The organism is Geomonas azotofigens (genome assembly GCF_018919395.1).
GTDB lineage: Bacteria > Desulfobacterota > Desulfuromonadia > Geobacterales > Geobacteraceae > Geomonas > Geomonas azotofigens.
In genome coordinates this window covers 47690-73031 of the sequence record NZ_JAHLME010000007.1, presented here as the reverse complement: position 1 = coordinate 73031, position 25342 = coordinate 47690, and the positions used below count along the sequence as shown (strand labels likewise).

General features: G+C 62.9%; 20 protein-coding genes. 7 read left to right on the top strand and 13 right to left on the bottom strand.

Annotation, left to right across the window (positions count from 1 at the left end):
- Positions 1-68: 68 nt before the first annotated feature.
- The 7 genes from KOL99_RS18675 to KOL99_RS18645 all read right to left on the bottom strand — a co-directional run bounded on the left by KOL99_RS18675 (position 69) and on the right by KOL99_RS18645 (position 8203).
- Positions 69-1343: a bifunctional folylpolyglutamate synthase/dihydrofolate synthase gene (locus KOL99_RS18675; RefSeq protein ID WP_216511986.1), complete on the bottom strand. Its 1275-nt coding sequence runs from the start codon at positions 1341-1343 to the stop codon at positions 69-71.
- A gap of 61 nt (positions 1344-1404) precedes the next feature.
- A complete protein-coding gene (locus KOL99_RS18670; RefSeq protein WP_216511985.1) occupies positions 1405-2031 on the bottom strand; it encodes a LysE family translocator in 627 nt (208 codons plus the stop codon).
- 239 nt (positions 2032-2270) lie between these two features.
- A complete protein-coding gene (gene accD / locus KOL99_RS18665; RefSeq protein ID WP_216511984.1) occupies positions 2271-3119 on the bottom strand; it encodes an acetyl-CoA carboxylase, carboxyltransferase subunit beta in 849 nt (282 codons plus the stop codon).
- A gap of 141 nt (positions 3120-3260) precedes the next feature.
- Positions 3261-4061, bottom strand: a complete 801-nt coding sequence (gene trpA / locus KOL99_RS18660; protein ID WP_216511983.1) for a tryptophan synthase subunit alpha — start codon at positions 4059-4061, stop codon at positions 3261-3263.
- Between the two features lie 200 nt (positions 4062-4261).
- Complete coding sequence (locus tag KOL99_RS18655) at positions 4262-6466, bottom strand: methyl-accepting chemotaxis protein (RefSeq protein WP_216511982.1); 2205 nt, start codon at positions 6464-6466, stop codon at positions 4262-4264.
- A gap of 5 nt (positions 6467-6471) precedes the next feature.
- Complete coding sequence (locus KOL99_RS18650; RefSeq protein WP_216511981.1) at positions 6472-6831, bottom strand: cytochrome C; 360 nt, start codon at positions 6829-6831, stop codon at positions 6472-6474.
- 67 nt (positions 6832-6898) lie between these two features.
- Positions 6899-8203 carry a cytochrome C gene (locus KOL99_RS18645; protein ID WP_216511980.1) on the bottom strand — a complete coding sequence of 435 codons (1305 nt, stop codon included), beginning with the start codon at positions 8201-8203 and terminating at the stop codon, positions 6899-6901.
- 428 nt (positions 8204-8631) lie between these two features.
- Here KOL99_RS18645 and KOL99_RS18640 point away from each other — a divergent pair, with 428 nt between their 5' ends.
- The 3 genes from KOL99_RS18640 (at position 8632) to KOL99_RS18630 (ending at position 11316) form a co-directional block, all read left to right on the top strand.
- On the top strand, positions 8632-10287 hold the full coding sequence (locus KOL99_RS18640; protein ID WP_236026436.1) for a cytochrome C: 1656 nt from the start codon (positions 8632-8634) through the stop codon (positions 10285-10287).
- Between the two features lie 8 nt (positions 10288-10295).
- Complete coding sequence (locus tag KOL99_RS18635; protein WP_216511978.1) at positions 10296-10826, top strand: epoxyqueuosine reductase QueH; 531 nt, start codon at positions 10296-10298, stop codon at positions 10824-10826.
- Between the two features lie 277 nt (positions 10827-11103).
- Complete coding sequence (locus tag KOL99_RS18630) at positions 11104-11316, top strand: DUF2905 domain-containing protein (protein ID WP_216511977.1); 213 nt, start codon at positions 11104-11106, stop codon at positions 11314-11316.
- 62 nt (positions 11317-11378) lie between these two features.
- Here KOL99_RS18630 and hpnI read toward each other — a convergent pair whose 3' ends face one another.
- The 3 genes from hpnI to KOL99_RS18615 all read right to left on the bottom strand — a co-directional run bounded on the left by hpnI (position 11379) and on the right by KOL99_RS18615 (position 15918).
- A complete protein-coding gene (gene hpnI, locus KOL99_RS18625) occupies positions 11379-12530 on the bottom strand; it encodes a bacteriohopanetetrol glucosamine biosynthesis glycosyltransferase HpnI (protein WP_216511976.1) in 1152 nt (383 codons plus the stop codon).
- Positions 12530-13117 carry a class I SAM-dependent methyltransferase gene (locus KOL99_RS18620; protein ID WP_216511975.1) on the bottom strand — a complete coding sequence of 196 codons (588 nt, stop codon included), beginning with the start codon at positions 13115-13117 and terminating at the stop codon, positions 12530-12532. Before KOL99_RS18620 ends, hpnI begins: the two co-directional genes overlap by 1 nt.
- Positions 13118-13248: 131 nt before the next feature.
- A complete protein-coding gene (locus KOL99_RS18615; RefSeq protein WP_216511974.1) occupies positions 13249-15918 on the bottom strand; it encodes an MMPL family transporter in 2670 nt (889 codons plus the stop codon).
- Positions 15919-16149: 231 nt separating this feature from the next.
- Between KOL99_RS18615 and shc the strand changes: the two genes are divergently transcribed.
- The 4 genes from shc to hpnH all read left to right on the top strand — a co-directional run bounded on the left by shc (position 16150) and on the right by hpnH (position 22451).
- Positions 16150-18192: a squalene--hopene cyclase gene (shc, locus tag KOL99_RS18610; protein WP_216511973.1), complete on the top strand. Its 2043-nt coding sequence runs from the start codon at positions 16150-16152 to the stop codon at positions 18190-18192.
- Positions 18193-18201: 9 nt separating this feature from the next.
- Positions 18202-19194 carry a hopanoid-associated sugar epimerase gene (hpnA, locus tag KOL99_RS18605; protein WP_216511972.1) on the top strand — a complete coding sequence of 331 codons (993 nt, stop codon included), beginning with the start codon at positions 18202-18204 and terminating at the stop codon, positions 19192-19194.
- A 225-nt stretch (positions 19195-19419) separates the two neighbouring features.
- On the top strand, positions 19420-21327 hold the full coding sequence (gene dxs / locus KOL99_RS18600) for a 1-deoxy-D-xylulose-5-phosphate synthase (RefSeq protein ID WP_216511971.1): 1908 nt from the start codon (positions 19420-19422) through the stop codon (positions 21325-21327).
- 125 nt (positions 21328-21452) lie between these two features.
- On the top strand, positions 21453-22451 hold the full coding sequence (gene hpnH, locus KOL99_RS18595) for an adenosyl-hopene transferase HpnH (RefSeq protein ID WP_216511970.1): 999 nt from the start codon (positions 21453-21455) through the stop codon (positions 22449-22451).
- Positions 22452-22572: 121 nt separating this feature from the next.
- On the opposite strand, the gene KOL99_RS18590 is transcribed toward hpnH, so the two are convergent.
- From KOL99_RS18590 to KOL99_RS18580, 3 genes are all read right to left on the bottom strand, one after another.
- Positions 22573-23727 (bottom strand): hypothetical protein, encoded by a 1155-nt coding sequence (locus KOL99_RS18590; protein ID WP_216511969.1) that lies wholly within the window; start codon positions 23725-23727, stop codon positions 22573-22575.
- An 80-nt stretch (positions 23728-23807) separates the two neighbouring features.
- The gene (merB, locus tag KOL99_RS18585; RefSeq protein WP_216511968.1) at positions 23808-24443 is read right to left on the bottom strand and encodes an organomercurial lyase MerB; all 636 of its coding nucleotides are present in this window, start codon (positions 24441-24443) and stop codon (positions 23808-23810) included.
- A 146-nt stretch (positions 24444-24589) separates the two neighbouring features.
- A complete protein-coding gene (locus KOL99_RS18580) occupies positions 24590-25336 on the bottom strand; it encodes an SAM-dependent methyltransferase (protein WP_216511967.1) in 747 nt (248 codons plus the stop codon).
- Between the last annotated feature and the right edge of the window lie 6 nt (positions 25337-25342).

Below are 25342 nucleotides of genomic sequence, written 5' to 3'. Positions count from 1 at the left end.
GACGTTCAACACGTTAATTCAAGTCCAACCAGTCTGACCAGTCTGACCTACAGTCGCCTTTTTCGCGCCTACCCTCTAAACGGCTCGAAGTTCCGCGATTTCAAGTGACTGCGGGCTTCACCGACGGTGAACAGGGAGCCGCAGACCAGGATCAGGTCGTCGTCCTGGGCCAGGCTGCGCGCCAGCTCGAGCCCTTCCGCCACGCTCCCCGCGTCCATCGCCTCCACGCCGGCGCCGAAACAGTAGGTCGCCAACTCCCCGGCGGGAAGGGCGCGCTCCAGGGCGGGAGCGACGGCGAAGACGCGGTCCGCCAACGGCAATAGCGGCGCCAGTATGCCCGAGAGCTCCTTGTCCGCCATGACGCCGGCGACCAGGAAGAGCTGCCGGCGCGGGAAATCGACGAGCGCCTCGGCCAGTGCGGTGGCCCCCGCCGGATTGTGGGCGCCGTCGAGCAGCAGCCGGGGTGGCCCCGGGAAAAGTTCCATCCTACCAGGCCAGCGCGCGCTGGCCACCCCCGCGATCATCGCCTGGGGCGTCACCGGGAATCCCACCGCCCGCATGAGCTCCGCCGAGGCAAGTGCCAGCGCCGCGTTGCCGCTTTGGTAGCGACCGTAAAGGCCGCAGGAAAGGGCATCCAGCGTCACCCCGATGCCGCGGTAGTTGAGCAGACCATCGAGCCAGAAGGCGTCGAAGGACTCCCCCTGGCGGAAAAGCGGCGCGTCGAGCTGGGCCGCGTGGTGCTCGATGATGAACTGCGCGTCGCGCTCCTGGCGAGCCGCCAGGATGGGCGCGCCCGGCTTGCAGATACCGGCCTTCTCGGCGGCGATATCCTCGATAGTTTTACCAAGATAATCGGTATGTTCCAGGGAGATCGGCGCGATGGCGCAGAGCACGCCCGGCAAAACGTTGGTGGCGTCCAGCCGTCCCCCCATCCCCGCCTCGAAAACGGCGATCTCCACGCCCGCCTCGGCGAAATAGAGGATCGCCAGCGCCGTGACGATCTCGAAGAAGGTGGTCTCCTCGGGCGCGACCGCCATCACCGCCTCGGCGAGGCGCACCACGTCCGCCTCCCCGATTTCGGCGCCGTTGATCTGGATGCGCTCGGTGAAGGAGATCAGGTGCGGCGAGGTGAACAGTCCCGTGCGGTAGCCGCCGGCCTTGAGAATGGAGCAGAGAAAGGACGCCGTCGACCCCTTGCCGTTGGTGCCGACCACGTGGACCGCCTTGAAGGCGTCCTGCGGATTGCCCAGGGCGGCCAGAAGGGCCGTGATCCTGCTGAGCCCGGGCTTGATGCCGAACCGACCAAGGGCATAGATGTGCGCGAGCGTTTCGGCGTAGGTCATGACAGGCGGGGATTATAGGTAAAGAAGGTGAAAAAGTCCATATTAATCCCGGAACCTGACGCTACCGTTCCGGCCAAGCCAGGCGCAGTCCCAGGCCGATCAGGATGCACCCCGCGGTCTGGCCGATCCGGTTGCCGGCGCCGGCGCAGCGGTTCAGCCAGCGCCCGATTTCGCCGGACAAAAGTGCGACCACGCCGAAGCCGAGCATGGTGAGCACGACGAAGGTGCTCCCGAGGATGAACATCTGCACGGGGACCCCGCCCCGGGCGCGATCAACGAACTGCGGGAAGAACGCGAGGAAGAAGAGCGCCACCTTGGGGTTCATGATGTTGGCCAGGATGCTCTGCCGGAAGATGACCCGGGTCTCGAGTTCCCCCGCGGCGCCCTCCGGCACCAGCGAGGTGCGGCTTTTGATCATCATGTAGCCGATGTACACGAGATAGGCGGCCCCGGCGTACCTGACGCAGGCGAACGCGGTGGCCGAGGAGGTGATCAGGGCGGAGAGACCGACGACGGCGAAGAAGGTGTGCGCGAAGTTGCCCAGGGCGAACCCGGCCGCCGCCGCCAGCGCGGCCTTTCTCCCCTGCGCCACGCCGCGGGTCATCACGTAGATGATGTCGGGGCCCGGGGTGAAGATGAGCACGGTGGAGGCGAGAGCGAAAAGGGCCAGTTGGGAGAGGGAAACCATGTGAACCTCACGTCGGGTTAATAAGGTTTGAATGAAGCTTGCCGTTCATATCCCCTCTCCCTTTGGGAGAGGGCTAGGGTGAGGGAGGGTGTGGGCACCCTCTCCCAGAGGGAGAGGGGAGTGGCCGGTCCTTCGCCGATCAATTAAAAAAGGGTCAAGGTTTGGAAGAGAACCCTCCGCTGCCTTAACCCTTGTTTGTTACCGCTGGCCGGGTTTGCTTACCTCGCCCCCGACCTGCGTTAGTTCCTGTACAGCATCTTGAGGATGCTGGAGAGCTGCGACTTCATCTTGGCGCGCTCCACGATGACGTCCACCATGCCGTGGTCGAGGAGGTACTCGGAACGCTGGAAGCCCTGCGGCAGCTTCTGGCGGATGGTCTGCTCGATGACACGGGGACCGGCGAAGCCGATCAGCGCCTTGGGCTCGGCCATGTTGATGTCGCCCAGCATGGCGAAACTCGCGGTGACGCCGCCGGTGGTCGGGTCGGTCAGGATGGAGACGAAGGGGAGACCGGCTTCGCGCAGTTTGGCCAGCGCCGCCGAGGTCTTGGCCATCTGCATCAGGGACAGGATGCTCTCCTGCATCCTGGCGCCGCCGGAGGCGGAGACGATGATGCACGGGGTGCCGTCTGCAAGGGCACGCTCGATGCCGCGGGTGATCTTCTCGCCCACCACGCTCCCCATGGACCCACCCATGAAGGCGAAGTCGAACACACAGATCTGCACCGGCGTCCCCTCGATCTTGCCGGAACCGCAGACGATGGCGTCCTTGCTGCCGCCCTTGGCCACGGCCTGGTCGATGCGATCCTGGTAGCTCTTGCTGTCCTTGAACTCGAGGAAGTCGACCGAGACCATGCCGGCATCGAACTCGGTGAAGGTCCCCTCGTCGATGAGGAGTTCGATCCTCTTCTTGGTGGAGATGCGGTAGTGATGGCCGCACTTCGGACAGACGTTCAGGTTGCTCTCGATGTCCTTCGTATAGATGGTCTCGTTGCAGCTGACGCACTTCGTCCAAAGGCCTTCCGGAACCTTTACCTTGTGCTCCCCAGCCTTCGCCATCGGCGGATTATCCCTTTTGAACCAAGCCATATGTGCCCTCTTTTGGGAAATGCCCCAAGTTGTTTTATTAAGACCTGAAATCAGCGCTGATTCTTAGCAGATCGAACCTGCCATGTCAAACAAAACGGTATGACAACGCCACTAACCCGTTGAAAGAAATACCGATTATTTCTACGTCCCCTGCAGCACCCCTTGTTTTAAAGCGGAGACGAAGGAGGAGAGCTCACGCAGCAGTTCCTCCCCCTGGTATTTCTCGAAATACTTCACCAGGGCGCTCCCCACCACCACGCCGTCGGCCACCCGGGCGACCTGGCCGGCCTGTTCCGGGGTGGAGATGCCAAAACCGACCACAAGCGGAAGGTCCAGGGCGCCGCGCACCTCGGTGACGCGGTCGGCCAGGGTATCGGCGACCGCGGTCCTGGCGCCGGTGACACCGGTGACGGAGACGTAGTAGATGAATCCGGAGCCCTGGCGGGCAACCGAAGCGACGCGGGATGCGTCGGAGGTGGGGGTGAGCAGGAAGATCAGGTCCAGCCCGCAGCCGTCGGTGTGCTCCTTGAGTTCCGCGGCCTCCTCCGGGGGAAGATCGACCACCAGCAAGGCGTCCACGCCCGCCTTGGCGGCGTCGCAGGCGAAGCGCTCCGCGCCGTAGGCGAAGATCGGGTTGAAGTATCCCATGAGGACGATGGGAATCTGGGTCCGGCTCCTCAGCCGCGCCACCATTTCCAGGATCCCCGGCAGCGTGGTACCCGCCGCGAGAGCGCGGTCGGAGGAGAGCTGGATGGTCGGCCCGTCGGCCATGGGATCGGAGAAGGGAACCCCCAGCTCGATCAGGTCGGCGCCCGCCTTCTCCAGTTCCAGCACGACCCGCTCGGTGCAGGAGAGGTCCGGGTCGCCGGCGGTCACGAAGGTCACCAGCGCCTTTTCCCCGCGCGCTTTCAATGTTGCGAATCTATCGGCAATCCTGCTCATGGTCACTCCTTTTAAAAAGCAAAAGACGTTCGACGTTCTACGTTCTACGTTGAAGGTCGCTATTACGTCCCCCCCTTTGCGAAGGGGGAGGCTCAGCCAGACATCACGCGCCTTGGCGGGCCTACCCTTATAACAAAAAAAGTCCCCCTCGGGGAGAGGGGGATTTGATCGGTACCGCAAAAACTTGGCTGGTGGGCGTTCTAGATCTTGAACGCGGCCATCTCCTGCTTCAGCATCTCGGTCTGGCGGAAGAGCTTGTAGACCGCCTCGTCCATGACCCGGGTCGCCTCGAGGTTGGCGTCGGTGGCCTGCTGGATGTCCTCCACCGACATGACGATCTGCTCGGAGCCGCGGGTCTGCTCGTCGCAGGCGCGCTTGATGTGGCGGATCATCTCGGTGATGCTCTCGGTGGACTGGGCGATCAGGTTCCCCACCTTGTTCTGCTCGCGGGTGGAGGAGAGCACCTGGGAGGTCAGACTCTTCATGTTCTCGACCGCACCCATGATCAGCTCGCTCCCCTGCCCCTGCTCCCGGGTCGCCTTGGCGATCTGGGCCACCATCTCGGAGACCTGCTCCATCGCCTCGCGGATCATCTGGCTTCCCTTGGCCTGCTCAACCGTGGTGCGCGCGATCTCGCTCACCTGGGCGGTCGCCTCGGTGACGCCGACCACGATCTTGGTGAGCGCCTCGCCCGACTTCTGCGACAACAGCTCGCCGTCGGCGATGGAGCGCTCGGCCTGGTCGATGGCGTCGACGGCGCGCCGGGTCTCCTCCTGAACGCCGCGGATCACCAGGGAGATCTCGCGGGTGGAGCTGGAGGTGCGCTCGGAGAGCTCCTTGATCTCGTCGGCCACCACGGCGAAGCCCTTGCCGTGCTCGCCGGCCTGGGCCGCGATGATGGCGGCGTTCAACGCCAGCAGGTTGGTCTGCTCGGCCACCTCGTCGATGACCGAGAGGATATCGCCGATGTCGGCGGCGCGTTCGGAGAGGGTCGCGATGACCTCGCTGGTGATCAGGGAGGCGCGCTTGATCTCCTGCATGCCGTTGATGACGGCGTCGACCGCCTCGCGCCCGGTCTCGGCGTCGACACGCACCGCCTTGGAGATGGCTGCGGTTTCGTTGGCGTTTCTTTCCACCTGCTTGATGGAGCTGTCCATCTCCATGACCGACGATGCGGTGGCGGTGGAGACCTCCATGAGGCTCACCACGCCGTTGCCGACCTGCTTGATGGAGGCGCCCATCTCGACGATGGAGGAGCTCACCTCGTTCACCGACAGGGCAAGGTTCTCCATGTTCTGCACCACCTCCTCGACGCTCGAGGCCATCTCCAGGATGGAGGAGGAGCTTTCCGAGGCGGAGACGGAGAGGGAGTCGACCCCCTGGGCCACCCCCTTCACCGAGGTGTTGATCTGCACGATGGCCGCTGAAGTCTTGGAGACACTCTCGGCCTGGGTCTTGGCGGAGCCGACCACCGAGTGGGAGGCCTTGGCCATGGTGTCGGAGATGCCCGCCAGCTCGTTGGAGGAGCGGGAGACCTTGCCGATCATCCCGGAGAGCTTGCCGACCATCTCGTTGAAGTCGCTGCCGAGCTTGCCGATCTCGTCGTGGGTGGACATCTCCACCCGGGCGGTCAGGTCACCCTCGGAGCCGCTGTTGACCGCCTCGGCCATCACGGAGAGACGGGAAACGATGTTGCGGGTAATGAGAAGGCCGAGCAAAATGGCCAACGCAACCGCGACCAGGATCACCGCCGCGAAGGTGATCCCCGCGGACTGCTGGATGTCGCTGACCTGTTTGTTGGCCGCGGTCATCCGGTTGCCGACCTCGACCAGGATGTCGTCGAGATCCTCCTTGGCCTTGTCGTTGGCCGTGCCGATCTCCTCGTTGGCGAGCTGGTTCAGCCGCGGGTCGGCCAGCGCGTCCTTGGCCGCCTGGCTCATCACGCCGGCAGGCACCCCTTTCATGAGCGTCTGCTTGCGCGCGATCAGCTCGTCGGCCACCTTCTCGAACTCGGCCCAGCTCACCAGGAACTGCCGGGTGCGCTTTTCGACGACGCTCCCCTTGGTCGCCGGGAGCACCCCCAGCTTCTTGTTCCCTTCCAGGATGATCTGGGCCTGGCTCAAGAGCGTATCCCGCTTCATCTGGTAGTCGTCGATGTACTCCTGGAGCTTCTCCGGGTCGTTGTGGACCAGGGCGGCCTGCATCAGGCTCACGTGGCAGTACTTCTGGGTCACCCCCATGAGGAGCACCAGCTTCTGCTGCTTGGAGAGCTGCTCGAGGATGTTCTGGATCTGGCCGCCGACCCTCTTGATGTTGAGAGCGCCGAAACCGCCGGTGAAGGCGACCAGGAGGGCCATGATCAGGAAGGACCCGATCAGGCGGGTACGCAAGGTCAGGTCTTTCATTATGATTACTTCTCCGCTTCAGAGAGGAGGTAGTTCATCAGTTCCACGGAGGCCTTCACTTCGGCCTTGGTCATGTTGGAGTCCGGCTTCCTGAGCATCTTGATCCCGTAGGCCTTGGTGGCGTTACGGTCGAAGGGCTGCCCGGAGATGGGGGCGACACCGGTCTGGATGGCGACGATGGTGCGCTCCAGGGTGTGGCACTTCACGCACTTGACCCTGACGATCTCGTAGTTGGCCTTCATGGCCGGCGGGAAGCCGGAGGGGTCGAGGCGCATGGCGTCGCCCTTGCCGACGACTTTGAGCCCGGCGTGGGCGACGGTAGCGGTTGCTGCAACAAGGAGCATGGTAACGAGGAGCTTTTTCATAATGCGATGAATCCTCCAAATTTTTGTCGACGGCTGCCGCCGCCGTTTGGGCATTCCCGCCCGTCAGCTACATGCTGAAGGCGATGGAAGCAAAGGCGATGTTGCCGGTTCCTTCCGGGGCGATGCTGTGTGTGTATTCGATCGACATGCGCACGTTCTGCAGCGGCGTGTAGGCGATGGCCGGGGTCAGGCGCTTGATGGTGCCGTCGCCTGCGTTCAGGTACTCGTAGCGGAAGATCGGGACGAGGTTCACCGGCGCGCCCAGGTAGTACTCGCCCTCGAGGGTGTAGACCTTGCTGTTGATGACCGACTTCACAACTGCGAACTCAGGATTGGAATCACGACCGAAGCTGCCGCTTCCCTTTAAGTGCAGCCGCTGGTAAAGGATGTCCGCCTCGGCGCCGATCCTTCTGAAGCTGTTCAGGTTCTGCGCGACGCCGTTGGCGTTGAACTCGCCGTTTTGCCCCCAGTAGCCAAAGGACCCGAGGGTGACGCTCAGGTAGTCCCACAGGCTGTCCTTCTCCAGGTCGACTTCGGGCTCCTGTCCCTTCAGGTCGGTGCCGCCGATCTTCAAGGAGATGTGCCCGTAGCCGTCTTCCCGATCCTGGCCGTTGCGGTCCACGACCCCGCCGGCGACGAAGATGCGGTTACCCAGCAGGGCGTTCAGTTCCACGCCGTCCTCGGTGGCATCGCTGCTGAATGGGGAGAGACCGACACGGTAGGTGGTCGACGCATAGGAAGGGACCGGCAGGATGCGGTTACTCTTCTTCCACAGCGAAAGCTTCGGCTCGAAGCGCCCCACCTTCATGTTGACCGGGGAGCCCAGGGCCTGACGCCAGACCAGGAACAGCTCGTCCAGGTCGGGGTCGTTGCCCGGGGGAACGTTGGTGTTGTTGGCGGGATTGGAGAGCGAGGAGGCGCGCTGCATCCCCTGGGAGTAGAGGTTGTAGGTGGCGAAGAACCCGAACAGGTCGCGGAAGGAACCGCCGGCCTGCAGCGTGATCGACCTGGCGGAAAGATCGACCTTGTTGCCGTCCGCGGCATCTTCGTCATAGGCGAGGTCGGCGCTCGCGGTAAGCGAGAGCGGTATCTGCTGGGGCAAGCCCGAGATGGCGGACCACTCGTTGCCCGGCTCGGTGGCTTTAGCCGCCGCTTTTGCCCCCTCTTTCTTGTGGGGGTAAACGTAGCCGTTTTTCAGGAAAGCATCGCCGAACTCGTTGAGCTCGGGGTAGATGGTGTGACAGGTGGAACATTCGGTCTTGTGCTGCCGACTGAAAGCCGGGATGGCGTTTGCCGTGCCCGGGGCCAACAGGGGGGCACAGGAGATGCCGAGAAGGAACATGACCGCTACAGTATGCTTTTTCAGAAACATAGTTGGTCTCCTACACTGCAACCAGCGTTTAAATTAAATTACATTAATACCAATAGAGCGGTACAATCCCTCTCCAAATGCGCATTTGACGCAAGTGGACTGCTGTTTAATACAATATTGCAGAAGTGAAGTCAACTTAACAAAAAGTGAGTTCAGGCTGCTGTGAGCTAACACTCATTTTTCTCTACTTTTTTGCTGGAGAAAATGCTATAAGGTAGCGTCTCAAATCTCAGGGAGGACGTCCTATGCTGCTAAAAAGCCTTGTTTTCCTCATTCTCACCACGCTGCTTGTGGCGGGGTGTGGAGGTGGTTCCGCAAACAACGCGACGGGGGTATCAAAGCTAGCCCAGTCCCAGAAGTGCATGGATGCAAGCTGCCACGCCGGCTCTGTCTCCCCGGGAACGGGCGCCTTGATCGTCCAGGAGTGGATGAATTCCACGCACAACACCCAAAACGGTGCCGGCTGCGCCGACTGTCACGAACCCCACCCCGGGCACCCGGAATCCTGTGCCAAATGTCACGGCGGAGGAAGCGGCGTGGCGACGCAGAATCCCGACGCCAGCCGCAAGTGCGACAAGTGCCACGGGCTCACGCACCCCAACGACATCCAGGTGAGGCTCGCGCCGCAGCACTTCGGAAACATGACCGCGAGCATCAACAACAGCACCTACCGCGCCTCGTACCTGAGCTCCAACTACATCGGCAACTGCCGCAAGTGCCATAACCCGCACGACCCGACCACGGCGATGGCGGCCAACGCCGAGTGGGCCGGGTCCGGTCACGGCGACGTCCTCGCCGGCGCGAGAACCCGCTACGAATTCAAGACCCGCGGCAGCTACGAACCGGTCAACAAGACCTTCCAGTACTACTGCGTTCGTTGCCACACCTCCACCGGCTATATCAGGTTCGTGACCAGCGGTTTCACCGACATCAGACCCTTCGCTGGCCCCGGCTATCCGGTGGTGCAGAACTACCCGGTCAAGGTAGCGGCCGGCGCCGCGCAGCCTGCGGACGCCCCCTCGCCGGACAAGAGCAAGGAAGTCACCGCCTGCGACGTCTGCCATGACAACGGCGCCGGCCGTGCCTACAACTGGGCCACCCGCACGGTACCGGCTTACCGCGGCTACTACAACTTCTCGTCCTCCAACAGCTCCCCGACGGTGAAGCTCAACGACAAGGTCACCGTCTATCCCAATCTCAACGACTCCAACGTCTGCATCCCCTGCCATTCCGGCCGCGGCGTAGGCACCATGATCAAAGACGCGCAGGCTGCCGGGATGGACTTCAGCAACACCACCGCGCCGGGAGCACACGACCGCGCCGCCGCAACGCTGATCTTCGAGACCGGTGGCTACGAGTTCCCCGGCAGGAACTATGTTCCGACCAGGTTCCTCCACGGCAGCATCGGCGTGGCCAACACGCGCGGAACCGGCAACGCCGGCCCCTGCGTGACCTGCCACATGAAAACGGCCACGCCGCATGGTTTCGAGCCGGTGGCGAAGGACGGCGCAGGCAAGATATCGGCCATCCTCAGCACGGCGTGCGCCCACTGCCACACCGGCGACCCGGTACAGCTCACTTCGACTGTCCTGCAGACCGAGAAGGATGGCTACGCGGCGGCGATCGCCATGCTGAACGTGCTGAAGACTGATTCGACGCTGCCGGTCAACCCGCTCAACCCGTCGCGCTCGAAGGTGCGCCCCTTGGCCAACAAGAACTCCGACTACAACGCGGCCTTCCCCGGTGGGGGTGCCAATACCATGGGGGCGTTCTTCAACTCGAGCCTGTTGCAAAACGATCCCGGCGCCTTCGCGCACAACCACCAGTACGTGAAGCGGCTCATCTACGACTCCATGGACTGGCTGAACAACGGGGTCCTCGACGACGACGTCGAAGCTGCCATCAACAACGCGACCCTGGCTGTGAACAGCAGCACCGGGAAGGTCTCCCTCAGCAACCCCATCATGGGCGGGTATTACGTTCCAGCGCAGCCTGCGACCACCCCATACGCCGCGCTATTGGACCCCGTCAAACAGGCCGCGATCAACTACCTGTTGGGCGGCCCCGGTGGGGGACGCCCGTAAGGGAAAGCATGAAGATACTGCTGCACATCTGCTGCGCGCCCTGTGCCATCTACCCGGTGAAGGAACTGAGATCCGCCGGGCTCGATGTCACGGGGCTCTTCTTCAACCACAACATCCACCCGTTCACCGAGTACAAGCTGCGCATGGAGGCGTTGAAGACCTACGCGAAGCTGGTGGAGTTGGAGGTGCACTACCGGGAGGAATACCTGCTGGAGGAGTTCCTCACCAACGTGGCCGGCGAGCCCCAGGCGCGCTGCGCCTACTGCTACCGCTCCCGGCTGGAGGAAGCGGCGCGCACCGCCGCGGAGATGGGCTTCAAGAGGTACACCTCCACCCTGCTCTACAGCCGCTATCAAAACCAGCAGATGATCCGCGAATTCGGTGATAAGCTTGGCGAGCGCTACGGCGTGGAATTCCACTACGAGGATTTCCGCACCGGCTGGCAGGAGGGTATCAACCTCTCCAAGGAGATGGGACTGTACCGCCAGAAATACTGCGGCTGCATCTACAGCGAGAAGGAACGCTACGTAAGGAAGTAACCAGAGGCGAAAGTGCAGGGGGACTGGCTCCGAAAGTGCCGGTCCCCTTTTTTCCTTTGCCGGCGCCTGCCCCCTTTTTCCCTCGCCCTCAGGGAGAGGGTGCCCGAAGGGCGGGTGAGGGGACAGGTTGTAGGGGCAAATAATTATTTGCCCAGCCGCTCATGCCCCTTCGCCGCCGTGGCAAAATAGAAGCCGCGGCACCGGGGGCGAATGATTATTCGCCCCTACAGGTTCGCGCCACCCGCCTCGTCTTCACGACATCGCACGAGGAACTCCCATGCCCTCCTTCGGAAAATCCCTCATCATCATCGGCCTGATCATCGCCGCCATCGGCGGGCTCTTCACCCTCGCCGGCAAACTCCCCTGGCTGGGGCGGCTGCCGGGCGACATCTACGTGAAGAAGGAAAACTTCACCTTCTACTTTCCGCTCGCCACCAGCATCATCATCTCGCTGCTGCTCTCCCTCATCCTCTGGCTGTTCCGCAGATAGCTTTCCGCAGGGGGGGCGGGCGAATGATTATTCGCCCCTACGGAATCATCAGCTTCCGGGCTCTATAACGGCGCGTCTCCCATCGCCACGATCCTCCCCCCCTTCTCCAGCAGGAACAAATCCCCGCGCCAGCGCACGCGCTTCCCGACGAGCGACAGCGCCCACACCCCGAATGACAACGCGTCGCGCAACGGCAGGAGCCAGAGCCAGCGCGGCAACAGCCGGTCCTTGACCAGCGCCTGGCTGTACGTGGTGCAAACAAGCGACCGCACCAGGTACAGAAGCCCCGCCGCGCCCCACCCCGCTGCGGAGAATCCCGCGACGAGCAGCGCGAGGAGCGCGCCCGGAAACGGCAGCGTGATCCCTGAGGCGAAATACCCGCCCGGCCGGGAGACCCGCATGGTGCGCCCCCAGCGCAGTTGCCGCGACAGCAGTTCGGAGAGCTTCTCATCCCCGCGCATCATGCTCTCCACGAAATACGGCGAGAGCTCCAGCCGATACCCCGCACGGTGGATCATGTTGCCCAACTGGTAGTCGTCGGCGAGATAGTCGACCAGCGCCTCGAAGCCTCCGATCCGCTCCAGCGCCTCCCGGCGCACCGCCATCGACGCCCCCAGTGCGAAGGAAAGCCCCTCAAGCTTCAGCGCCGCCATCACGTTGGGTATCATCTCGCAGCAAAAGCCCAGTGCCTCGATGGCGCAGCCGGTTCCCTGCACCTGAGAACTGCGGTACAGCGAGGTGACCAGGCCGACCTCGGGATCGGCGAAGGGAGCGCAAACCTGGCGCAGGTACCGCTCCCCCACCCTGATGTCGCTGTCGCAGACGACCAAAAGCGGGTGCTTCGCCCAGGCGTAGGCGTGCATGAGGTTGCAAACCTTGTAGTTCGCCCCGTGGATGGCCGGATCGATCACCAGCTCGATGTCCGTCTCCGGGTAGGTCCCCATGAGCCGCCTGATGATGGGGATCACGGGGTCGTCGTCCGAGGCGACGGCGAAGACGATCTGGTAGCAGGGATAGTCCTGGCGGCAGAAAGAGGCGAAGTTCTCGAGGCTGTCGCCGTCCACGCCCCGCACCGGCTTCAGGATGGAGACCGGCGGCGCGTGCTCGGGAAGGGATCCGGCCCCGGCGAAATAGCTGCGGCCGCAGTAAAGGGTGATCGCGGCGTAGGCGAGGGAGGGGGCGACGGCGAGGAACGGGAGGGCTTGGCGCAGCATCAGCGGATCCTTTCCACCAGCACCAGGTACGGTGCCGTGTCGGGGCGGTTCAGTTGCCGGTGCCGCCAGACGTTGAAGCGGCCGGGGTGAAGAGCGGCGGACCAGCGCTCGACGGCGGCCGCCTCTTGCGGCCCGCCGGCGTGCCCGGTATAGAGGGCGATGGTGATGATCCCGCCTGCGGCGAGGAGTTCCGCGGCCTGCCCCAGGGCGGCGACGGTATCGGCCGGGTCGGTGATGAGGGTGGTGTCACCGCCGGGAAGATAGCCGAGGTTGAAGGCGGCGGCCTTTATTCCGTGCGGCACGAAGTCGGCGAGCCGCTCGTGTCCCGCCTCGATGAGCCGCACCTGCGCGAGCCGCCCTTCCCGCTCGAGCAGTTCGCGCGTGGCCGTGATGGCGCGCGGCTGGACGTCGAAGGCCCAGACCGTACCGCCCTCCCCGACCAGTTCCGCGAGGAACAGGGTATCGAGCCCGTTGCCGCAGGTGGCATCCAGCACCAGGTCTCCCGGGCGTACCCGTTCCCTCAGGAAGTAATGCGACAGCGGCACCGCGCCCCGCAAAGATTCAGCCTTGTTACCGCCCTTCCCCACGTCCCCCCCAAAACGACCATAGTTTCCCCTGCCCTCCGGGAGAGGGGCAGGGGGGCGGGCCTGACCATGCCCGCCCTTGCCGCTTAGAATCCATCATCTGCAAGAAAGGCAGGGCGAATGATTATTCGCCCCTACAGTCGACGGTCTCCGCCCGATTTCTTCGCAGCCAGGGCGAGCACCGCCGGCAGCGTCACCATGAACGCGACCTGGCACGCGACCATCCCCAGCGACATCACGGCGCCGATGCTGAACACCCCCTGGTGCCGCGCCACCATGAGCGCGCCGAAACTCGCCATGATGGTGAGCGTGTTCAAGAGCACCCCGACCCCGGTGGAACTCAGGATCACGCCCGCCGCGCTCCCCTCCTCGCGCCGGTACCGGTTGATGATGTAGATCCCCGAGTCGACCGCGATCCCCAGCACCAGCGGCATGACGATGATGTTGGCCGAGTTGAAACTGATGCCGAAGAGCCACATGCCGCTTACCATGAAGAGAAGCCCCACCAGCAGCGGCACCAGCCCGATGAGCGCGAACTTCACGCTCCTGAAGGCGAACAGGAGAATCCCGACAATGGCGACGAAGGCGTAGATGAAGGCGAGCCGGTAGGAGTCGCGCATGATGGTCATGGACTCGTAGACCATGACCGGCTCCCCGGTCGCATGCGGGTCGACGCTCCTCACCTCGTCCACGAAGGCCTTGAGCGGCTCCCGGTTGAAGATCTCCCCCTTGGGAGCCACCTGCAGCATCAGCTTGCCGCTCTTGCCCACGAACCGGGTGCGCAGCTCCTTCGGTATGTCCGCCTCGCTGACCGGCTTGGCCGCCAGGCTCTGCTTCAGGAGCTCGATCTTGCCCGGGAGTTCCTTGAACATCCCCCCCTGGAAATCCTGGAGCATCCCGACCGCGTTCTTGTCCCGCTCCTTCTCAAGCCCTGCGAAGAACTTGTCCAGGGTCGCCACGAAGGCGGCCGCCTGTTTCGCCTCGGGACGCCGCTCCTTTTCCAGGCGCTCCTTCAAGGACACCGCCGCGTTCCTGAAGTTCTCGAAGACCCGCGGGAGCTCCATGAGCGACAGGTCCTCCTGGTACGGGACCGGCTTCACGTCGGCAAGTTCCCGGCGCAGAGCGGCCAGCTCGGCGAGTTTTTCTCGCTGGTGGTCCGGCACCAGGGTGTTCAGGCTCACCACATGGTCAACGCTCGGCAGGCGCTCCAAAAGGGCCGTCTTCGCCTGCGCTTGCGAGGCGTCGTTTGCCATCACCACGGCAAAGTAGCCGCTGTTCTCCTTGCTTCTCATCAGCTTGTAGGCGTAGGTGACCGACTCGAGCCCCTTCGCCTGCAGGTTCATCAGGTTGTAGTCGAAGGAGACCCGGGACAGCGGATACAGGGAGGCGACGCACAGCGCCAGGGTGAGGCCGATGACCAGCCTGGGGCGGCCGAAGAGGAGCCGGGACAGTACCCCGTGCTCGCTCAGCCGTGCCGCCGTCGCGGGGGTGCGGGCCTTGCGGTACCGGGCGAGGAGCACCAGCAGCGCGGGGAGCACGGTGAAGGTGACCAGGACGCAGATGACCACGCCGCCGGCCGCGATGATGCCAAGCTCGGCGATGCCGCGGAAGTCGGTGAAGACGAAGGTGAGGAAGGCGGCGGCGACGGTGGCGGCGGCCATGACGATGGCCCAGACGTTCCTGGTCACGCCGGTTTCCAGGGCCACCATCTCCCCCGCCCCCAGTTGCAGCTCCTCCTGGTAGCGCAGCACCACCTGGATGCCGTACTCGATGCCGATGCCGATCAGCATGACGGCGAACACCATGGAGAGTATGTTCAGGTGACCGACCGCTGCGGTGGCGAAGCCGAAGGAGAGCGAGATGGCCACCAGCAGCGAGACCATGGCGGCCAGCACGTTGAGCACGCCCCTGAAGGCGAACAGGAGCAGCACCACGGTCAGCACCAGGGAGACCACCGTCGCCAGGGTGATGTCCTTCTCGCTGGTGGTCATCTCCTCGTGCTCCAGAACCGGAGTCCCGGTGAGCCCAACGCTCACCCCCTTGAACTCCGGCAGGGCCTTTAGGCGCGCCACCTCGGCGCGGACCACCGCTATCGCCGCCTTGGCGGGGACGAAACCGGCCATGTCCCGCACCGGGAGCGCGGTCAGTATCTGCTGGCGCCCGGCGCGCGCTAAGGGAGAATCCGGGTTCATGAAGACGCTTTCCATGGAGGGGACGCTCCCCTTCCCGGTCCCGAAGCTGGTGAAGCCGGCGCCCAGCTTGTCCAGCATGAACATGATGCCCGGCAGTTCCTTGTCATCGCCGCCGAGGTAGCGCTCGATGCTGCCGGTCATGTGGGTGAAGAGGGTCTGCACCGAGGGGGACGCGGAGAGCGCCCGCAAGGCCGGCGCCGCCAGTGTCAGGTTGCGGCGCAGTTCCTTTATGTCGTCCAGCGACATGAACAACAGGCCGTTGTCCCGGAAGAAGGGGAGCGCGTACGGATAGAAGACGTCGGAGAAGTGTCCCTTGTCCTTCGCGAGCGTGTCGTACAACCGGGTGCCGAAGGCCCCCACCCTGTCGGCGTCCTGCCCCTCGATCACCACCACGATGTCCTCCATGCTGCCGAACTCGGCACGGAAGGCGCGGTAGTCGCGGTTGAAGGTGGTGTTTTGCGGCATCAGGTCGTCGCGGCCGGTGAGAAACTCCATGCGCTGGGCGGTGAGCCAGATGGAGAGGACGGACAGGACCAGCGCCAGGGCGAGCACCAGCCAGGGGCGCCGCGCCGCGAGGGAGAACAGGAGGCTTGTCTTCGGGGCTTCATTCATAGGATCATTGGCCTTTTCGGTTCAAAAAATTAAGCCCCTGCAACCTAGCACACACCGGACGGACAATCAACTGCACCAAGCAAATCCTTGTTTTCATTAGGAAAAAAAATCAATGCAAGGAAAAAACAGTGTACCTTTTGTCAAATACGTGGTAGATTTCGAGCCTTGTAACTATGAGCAAAGCAGCTACACTGAGTTAATCCGCCCCAATCCGGCAGAAAGGAGTATGTGGTGACGTCCCCCTTCAAACACCCCATATCACATGCACTCACCTCATTCAACGGCACCGTTTGTGAGCCGGAGTTGAACGTCGAACACAAGGCAGGGGCGACAGTCCACCAGTTCCCCCCCGCTCTCTGGAAGAGTAAACCGGGCAAGGCAAAGAGTCCTCTTGATCTCGCCATTGAAGGGAGCCGAGACTTCTTCTTCCGTGAACAGCTCCCCAAAGGTTATTGGTGGGCCGAGCTGGAATCCAATGTCACCATCACCGCCGAATATATAATGCTGCTCCACTTTCTTGGGCTGGTTGATCACGAGCGCCAGCGCAAGATGAGCAACTACCTCCTCTCCAAGCAGACCGAGGAAGGGTTCTGGACCATTTACTACGGCGGCCCGGGCGACCTTTCCACCACCGTGGAGGCGTACTTCGCGCTGAAGCTGGCCGGCTACCCCGCGGAGCACCCGGCGCTCGAGAAGGCGCGGGCGTTCATCCTCTCCAAGGGGGGCGTGATCAAGTCGCGCGTTTTCACGAAGATCTTCCTGGCCCTCTTCGGCGAGTTCGACTGGCTCGGCGTCCCCAGCATGCCGGTTGAGCTGAACCTGCTCCCCAACTGGGCCTACATCAACATCTACGAGTTCTCCAGCTGGGCCCGGGCCACCATCATCCCGCTCTCCATCGTCATGTTCAAGCGGCCGGTGCACAAGCTTCCTCCCGCGCAGAGGGTGCAGGAGCTGTTCGTGCGGCCGCCGCGCGCCATCGACTACACCTTCACCAAGGAAGAGGGGATCTTCACCTGGAAGAATTTCTTCATCGGCCTGGACCACATGCTCAAGGTCTACGAGCGCAGCCCGCTCCGCCCCTTCCGCAAACGCGCCATTGCCAAGGCGGAGGAATGGGTGCTCGAGCACCAGGAGGAGTCCGGGGACTGGGGCGGGATTCAGCCGGCCATGCTGAACGCGGTGCTGGCCTTGAGCGTTCTAGGCTACGACAACGGGCACCCGGCCGTGGCCCAGGGGCTCAAGGCGCTGGAGCACTTCTGCATCGAGACCGACGAGCAGCTCGTCCTGCAATCCTGCGTTTCGCCGGTGTGGGACACGGCGCTCGCCCTCAAGGCCCTGGTCGATGCCGGGGTGCCGCCGGACCATCCCTCCCTGGTGAAGGGAGCGCAGTGGCTTTTGGAGCGCGAGGTGAGAAAACCAGGGGATTGGAAGATCAAGTCCCCCGACCTCGATCCGGGTGGGTGGGCCTTCGAATTCCTGAACGACTGGTACCCCGACGTCGACGATTCCGGCTTCGTCATGATCGCCCTGAAGGGGATCGAGGTGAAGGACCGCAAGGCCATGAACGCCGCCGTCAAGCGGGGCATCGAGTGGTGCCTGGGGATGCAGAGCAAAAACGGCGGCTGGGGCGCCTTCGACAAGGACAACACCAGGCACATCCTGAACAAGATCCCCTTCGCCGACCTGGAGGCGCTCATCGACCCCCCCACCGCCGATCTCACCGGCAGGATGCTGGAGCTGATGGGGACCTTCGGCTACGCCAAGACCTATCCCGCCGCGCAGCGCGCGCTGGAGTTCCTCAGGAAGAACCAGGAACCGGAAGGCCCCTGGTGGGGGCGCTGGGGGGTCAACTACCTCTACGGCACCTGGAGCGTGCTCTGCGGGCTGGCCGCCATCGGCGAGAACATGGAAGAGCCCTACGTGAAGAAGGCGGTCAACTGGATCAAGTCGCGCCAGAACATCGACGGCGGCTGGGGCGAGACCTGCGAGTCGTACCACGACGCCACCCTGGCCGGCATGGGGGAGAGCACGGCATCGCAGACCGGCTGGGCGCTCCTGGGGCTCATGGCCGCGGGCGAGGCGCACTCCTCCACCGTGGTGCGCGGCATCCAGTACCTGATATCGACGCAGAAGCCGGACGGGACCTGGGACGAGACGCAGTACACCGGGACCGGGTTCCCGAAGTACTTCATGATCAAGTACCACATCTACCGCAACTGCTTCCCGCTCATGGCGCTGGGGACCTACCGCACCCTCACCGGCGGCACGGAGTAGGGGCTCGGGATGAAGGCCTTCGTCACCGGAGCCACCGGCTTCATCGGCGCGAGCATCGTGCGCGAACTCCTCAAGGACGGATGGCAGGTGCGCGTGCTGGTGCGCCCCGGCTCGGACCGGCGCAACCTGGCCGGACTCGACCTTGAGTTCCACGAGGGGGATCTCTCCGAGCGCCAGCAGCTGATCAGGGCCCTGTCGGGGTGTGACGCCCTCTTCCACGCCGCCGCCGACTACCGGCTCTGGACCCGGACCCCGCAGGCGATGTACGACGCCAACGTGCTGGGCACCCGCAACATACTTTCCGCGGCGCTGGCCGCGGGCGTTGGGAAGGTGGTCTACACCAGCAGCGTGGGGACCCTGGGAAACCCCGGCGACGGCACCCCCGGCACCGAGGAGACCCCGGTCGATTTCTGCGACATGGTGGGGGATTACAAGAAGAGCAAGTTCCTGGCCGAGCGCGCCGCAGAGTCGTACCTCGACAAGGGGCTGCCGCTGGTGATCGTCAACCCGTCCACCCCGGTCGGGCCCATGGACGTGAAGCCGACGCCGACCGGCAAGATCATCGTGGACTTCTTGAACGGCAAGATGCCCGCCTACCTCGACACCGGGCTCAACCTGATCGACGTCGAGTCCTGCGCGCGCGGGCATCTGCTGGCGGCCCAAAAAGGAAGGATCGGGCAGAAGTACATCCTGGGGAACCGCAACCTCACCCTCGCCGAGATCTTCGAGATGCTCTCGGCGCTCACCGGGCTGAAGGCGCCGCGGGTGAAGCTCCCCTACTACCCGATCCTGTGGGCGGCCTACGCGAACCACGCGCTCTCCCTGGTGACCCGGCGCGAGCCGCTCATCCCGCTGGCCGGCGTGCAGATGGCGAGGAAGTTCATGTATTTCGATTCCGGCAAGGCGCAGGCCGAGCTTGGGTTGCCGCAGACTCCCGTGGAGGACGCCCTGGAGCGCGCGGTGAAATGGTTCAAGGACAACGGCTACGCCCAAAACCGTTAGCCACGGAAAAACCTGAGGAAACCTGAGAAAGGCACAAAAACTAATTCCAAGGTTTAAAACCTTTCCAGAGATTTTCGTTTTTACCTTTTACAGGTTTAGGTTTTCTCCGGAGTTCTCAGATTTTCTCCGGGGCAAATGGTTTAGGTTCAGGTTTCTCAGAAATTCTCAGATGTTCTCCGTGGCCAATGGTTTGTTTTTTAATCGTGAGGGTTCTCAAGGAGATCCATGTACACATTGCTCAGCAAGATAAACGGTCCCGACGACCTGAAGAAGCTTGATGCCGAGGAGCTGGTGCTGCTCGCAGACGAGGTGCGCGGCTTCCTCATGGATACGGTGGCGAAGACCGGCGGACACCTGGCCTCCAACCTCGGTGTGGTCGAGCTCAGCATCGCGCTGCATTACTGTTTCGACTCCCCGAAGGACAACATCGTCTGGGACGTCGGCCACCAGGCCTACACGCACAAGATCCTCACCGGGCGCCGCGACAGCTTCCACACCCAGCGCTGCTACAAGGGAATCAGCGGCTTTCCCAAGCGCTCCGAGTCCCCCCACGACGCCTTCGGCGCGGGACACTCCTCCACCTCGATCTCGGCCGGCCTCGGCCTCGCTGTGGCCCACACCTTGAAGGGTGACGACGCCCGGGTCATCTCGGTCATCGGGGACGGCTCGCTCACCGGCGGCATGGCGCTGGAGGCGCTGAACCAGGCCGGACACCTGAAGAAGAACCTGATCGTGGTCTTGAACGACAACGAGATGTCCATCTCCAAGAACGTGGGCGCCCTCTCCTCCTTCATCTCCAGGAAGATGACCGGCACCTACTACCGCAGCCTCAAGAAGGAGATGGAAGGGCTCCTGGCCGGGATTCCCGCCATCGGCGGCAATATCCTGCACTTCGCCAAGAAGGCCGAGAACTCCCTCAAGGGGTTCCTCACCCCGGGGACGCTCTTCGAGGCGCTCGGCTTCGAGTACGTCGGCCCCATCGCCGGGCACGACATCCCCACGCTGCTGGGTGTGCTGGAGAACGTGAAGCGGCTGGAAGGCCCCATCCTGCTGCACGTCATGACCAAGAAGGGGAAAGGGTACGGCCCCGCCGAGGACATGCCGGACAAGTTCCACGGCGTCGCCCCCACCAAGCCCGCCAGCACCACCGCGACCAAGCAGGCTCCGCCCTCCTACACCAGCGTCTTTGGCAACACCCTGGTGAAGCTCGGGGAAAAAGACGAGAAGATCCTCGCCATCACCGCGGCCATGCCCGACGGCACCGGCCTCACCCCGTTCGCCGAGCGGTTCCCGGAGCGCTTCTTCGACGTCGGCATCGCGGAGCAGCACGCCCTGACCTTCGCGGCCGGGCTCGCCGTGGAAGGCTTCCGCCCCGTCGCCGCCATCTACTCGACCTTCACCCAGCGCGCCTATGACCAGGTCTTCCACGACATCTGCCTGCAGAAGCTGCCGGTCACCCTGGCGCTGGACCGCGCCGGCCTGGTAGGCGACGACGGCCCGACCCATCACGGCGCCTTCGACCTCTCCTACCTGCGCCACCTCCCCGAGCTGACCGTGATGGCGCCCAAGGACGAGAACGAACTGCAGCACATGCTGAAGACCGCCATCTACCTCGGCCGCCCCGTTTCGCTGCGCTACCCGCGCGGGGCCGGTTTCGGCGTCGAGATGGACAAGGAGTTGAAGTCGCTCGAGGTCGGCAAGGGTGAACTGCTGGTCGAGGGGAGCGATCTCACCCTGGTCGCCGTCGGTTCCACCGTCTACCCGGCGTTGGAAGCCGCCGCGCTCTTGAAGCAGAAGGGGATCTTCGCCTCCGTGGTGAACGCCCGTTTCGTGAAGCCTTTGGACCGCGAGCTGATCCTCGCCGAGGCCGGTCGCACCGGCTGCGTCGTCACCGTCGAGGAGAACGCCCTTCAGGGCGGCTTCGGCAGCGCCGTCCTCGAGGCCGTGGCCGACGCGGGGCTGACCGGCGTGCGGGTGAAGCGGATCGGCATCCCCGACGCCTTCATCGAGCAGGGGAGCCAGAGCCAGTTGCGCGCGGACCTCGGCCTCGACGGCGCCGGCATCGCCGCCACCTGCCAGGCCTTCCTCAAGGGAGCCGGCAGCGTCCATCCGCAATTGACCGTAGTGAAGTAGCAGCGCTTTAGTTATCAGTCAGGCAGCTAGACGCGGGACAGGCTGAAAGCTTCATCTCCTCGGCCTGTCCCGCAACTGTCTTTATCAGCCGTCAACCTAAGAACAGCCGGAAGGATACCTCTACAATGCGTTTTCCGATGCGATTGAATTACGATCTCACCCGTTACATCATGGGCAACAAGATGAAGAAACAGGAGAAGTATCCCCTGGTCCTCATGCTTGAGCCGACCCACCTCTGCAACCTCGCCTGCTCTGGCTGCGGCCGCATCAGGGAGTACGCCGATACCATCCAGGAGATGATGAGCCTCGAGGAGTGCCTGGACTCCGTGGACCAGTGCCCGGCACCGGTGGTCACCATCACCGGCGGCGAACCGTTCCTGTACCCCCACATCTTCGAGCTGATCGACGCGGTGCTCAAACGGGGCAAACACATCTACCTCTGCACCAACGCCCTGCTCCTGGAGAAAGCGCTGGACACCCTGAAGCCGCACCCCAACTTCGTGATCAACGTGCACCTGGACGGCATGGAAGAGACCCACGACCGCATCCTGGAGCGTCCCGGCACCTTCAAGATCGCCATGTCCGCCATCAAGAAGGCGAAAGAGCTCGGCTTCCGGCTCTGCACCAACACCACCATCTTCAAGGAAACGAACCTGATCGAGATCGAGATGCTCTTCTCTCACCTGAAGGATATCGGCGTCGACGGCTTCCTGGTCGCCCCCGGTTTCGGCTACGAGGCCGTCGGGGAGAAGCTGTTTTTGGAGCGGCGCGAGATCCAGAAGAAGTTCGAGTCCGTGTACGAGATGAGCAAGCGTTTCCGGTTCTTCTCCACCCCGATGTACCTGAGGTTTCTCAAAGGGGAGAAGGAGCTTGCGTGCACCCCGTGGGGGAACCCGACCCGCAACCCGCGCGGCTGGAAGGCCCCCTGCTACCTCATCACCGACGAGCACTACGGCAGTTTCGCCGAGATGATGGAGAAGACCCAGTGGGACAAGTACGGCGTCGGCAAGGACCCGCGCTGCGCCCAATGCATGATGCACTGCGGTTTCGAGCCCAGCGTCGTCGAGGAGATCGGCAAGAGCTGGAAAGAGATGTGGGAAATGTTCCTGTGGAACCTGACCTAAGGTCAGGGCCGTTCAAGATCTGTTAAAAACGAGAAGGGGCAGCCTCACGGCTGCCCCTTCTACGTTTGCACTGTCGACACGCCAATCTCAAACCGAGAGGAGTTGCCTCTTCATCTTCCTCTTATTCGACCCCAGTCACCTTCATTTCCACCTTGTCCAGGAACACCTTCCCCTTCAGGTCAAAGCGGTATACCTTCCCCGTCTTCCACTCCTTCTCGAAGCGAAGGCGGATATCGTTGCGCCCCTTTCCAGGGGTCCCGTCAACGAAGACCTCGCCGTTCTTGTAGTGGAGCGAGATCGTGCGGGTTTCAGCCCCGGACTTTACCGTCAGTTCCCGGCTCTCTCCCTCGGCAATGCGCACCGCGGTTTGCTCCACCGGCTGCTTCTTGCCATGCACCGTCAACTCCCCCGAGAGGAGGGCGACTGTCACGGCGCGCGGAGGACGCGCCGCCAATTGGGCGGCTGGCTGACGCACCGGCGATGGGGTGGCTGGCTGTCCCACCGGCGATTGTACGGCTGGCTGACGCGCAGGCGCAGGAGAAACCGGAGTTACCGGTTGCGGCTTTGGCCGCTCCCTCTCGACGATCATCGCAGGCGGCGGAGGCGCTGGGCGTTCCCTTTCCCTTATCACCACCGGCGTTTCCTCACGGATGATGACCAGTCGCGGCACCTCCCGCTCGAATCGGGAAGAACGGTCGTGAACCTGGACGAAGACATCCACACCCCGTAACGCCAGCGGTCCGGAGGTTCCCGTGTCAGTATAGAGTTCACCCCTTGCCCAGCGGCGGTCGTAGGGGAAACGGAGTCCTTCAAAGCTAAGGGCACCGCCGGCATAGGTTACGGTGAGATCCACCTCTCTCCCCTTGTAGTCAGCCACGGCGATCCTGCGGGTTTCACCGTCGGCGATGGTGAAGGTCAACGGTTCGTAGTGGTGGTGCCGGTCTCCGATCTTGATTTCTCCCCCCTGCAAGCGCACCCGAATCAGTTCCCCAAAGGCACCCTCACCCCGGTGTATGGCATCGATCCGTTCCTGTCGTTCCCGCTCCAGCGTGGCTTGACGTGCCCGTTCACGCTCCCGTTCTATCGCCTGGCGGCGTGCCTGCTCCTCCGCGGCCTGGCGGCGTGCCCGCTGTTCCTGTTCGTACACCCGGATTGCCTCTATCCGCTCCGCTTCACTCATCCGGTCCCAGCTTTCCTTGGGTACGCCGTACATGTAATTTGTGCAGCCAGCAAGCAAGGAAGCCAGGATGAGACAGATAATGGATATTTTCTTCATGTTATGTATCTCCGGTGATGTGGGAAATCGGCGAAGAGACGGGGGCCATCCAGGATGGGGACCGCCCTGAGATGTTGCGTTTAGCTCTCTACGCATGACTGTACGTCAGCCAGGCGGCGCTGGGCTATTACGCTTCCCAGACGCCAGGCTTCTTCAACGGACAAGATCGTTGCATGAGGGTGCGTGGATCGCCATTCATCCGCGGCCTGAAGCGAGCTCATGAAATGGACCTGGCTGCAAAAAGCGTTGCGCACATTACAGCAACCTGCTTGGGCGGCAGGTACCACGAGAGACACCACAGTTTCGACCGGAGTCAGGGCGGTAATTCCCGTTGGTGTAACCGTTAATCGAACCGCAACTCCTGTAACCGGGCACTGTGATTCCACCAGAGCCACCTGCCGCAGAGCCACAGGGTACATCAGAGCATCCAGTGCACACCATGTAAACAGATTGCAGCCGTCCACACTAAAGCGATGAGATGTCGGGACCAGAGAAAGTCCGCAGGCAACCACGTTGCCATCACCGTCATACACTGTGTCTTTAAAATCCATCAAAGCCGTATCTATGTCTTCCAGGGCCATATCCAGCGCGGCAGCTATGCTCGCCTTAGTCACTGGTTTGCCTTTTGCCAGCGTGCGCAACAAATGCAACCAGAACCTCGGATGACAACAATGCAATGCTACCAGGAGACGCTCTTCCAATAGATCGATGGACAATGGATCCCCCTCCCCTTTACCACCCAACGTCGGGAGAAAAGGGGACAGGCTACTTTTATATTCTCTACAGTCTGAACTCATAAAGTAGCCTGTCCCCTTTTCCCTTGTGTCTCAGAAGTAGACGATCCACCGGATGCGCCAACGGATCACCGCGGCATCAGCGCGAATACCCCCCAGCCCAGGTACTCACGCGTGTAAGCTGCGTGGCGCACGGGTTCCGAGGTCAGTTGGGCTCGGACCTCTTGCGCTAACTCGTCGTCTGGATTGGCTTCAAGCCATCGGCGCATGGTGAGCCATTTGGCCGCCTCGTATCTGTCCCAGCTGTCCTGGTCAGCCAGAACCATTTCAACGACATCATAACCAAGGTCGCCGAAAGAGGCGATAAGTTCTGGAAGCGTGAGAAATTCGGAGATCGAGTTGGCAAAACAACTCTTGGCAACATCTTCCGACGGCGGCAACTGCCGCCAATAGGGCTCGCCGATGAGGATAATCCCCCCGGTGCGCAGGCTCCGCGCAAGAAGCTCAATTGTGCCGGCGACTCCCCCGCCGATCCAGGTGGCCCCGACGCAGGCGGCCACAGCGACCTTCTCCTCAGAGACGTAGCCCACAGCATCGCCATGAATGAAATTGACTTGATCGGTGACGCCGAGTTCTACAGCACGCAGTTTCGCTTGTTCGGTGAACAACGGGCTCATATCGATGCCGGTGCCGATGACACCATGATCGCGTGCCCAGGTGCAGAGCATCTCTCCCGAACCGCTGCCCAGATCAAGCAAGCGGGTTCCCCTTTCCAGACGCAACGCCGCGCCAAGCGTGGCGAGCTTTTCTGGCGTGAACGGGTTATGGATGCGGTGAGCACTTTCAGTTATGTTGAAGATCCGAGGAATGTCCATTTCGGG